The 201-nt window shown below is 48.8% G+C and carries 1 rRNA gene; it reads right to left on the bottom strand.

Annotated features, from left to right (window positions below):
• Nucleotides 1-75: ribosomal RNA gene (gene rrf, locus FGT79_RS30895) — 5S ribosomal RNA — on the bottom strand; the annotation flags it as partial.
• Nucleotides 76-201: the final 126 nt, after the last annotated feature.

The raw sequence follows: 201 nt of genomic DNA, 5'->3' as shown, positions 1-201 counted from the left end.
ACCATTGGCGCTGGAGGGCTTAACGGTCGTGTTCGGTATGGGAACGCGTGGTTCCCCTCCGCCATCGCCACCAAACGGATGACTTCACGTTGAAAGGTTTCCTGTACCAAGGAGGTACATTTGCTCTTTCAAAACTGACAACGAGTAAGCGATAAACTGCCATGTTTATAAGAACCTCATCGGGTCCTTAGTATTTCCTTA

Source organism: Paenibacillus sinopodophylli (genome assembly GCF_005930355.1).
Classification (GTDB): Bacteria; Bacillota; Bacilli; order Paenibacillales; family Paenibacillaceae; genus Pristimantibacillus; species Pristimantibacillus sinopodophylli.
Note: the sequence above shows the minus strand (reverse complement) of the source record. Positions and strands in the feature narration are given on the sequence as shown.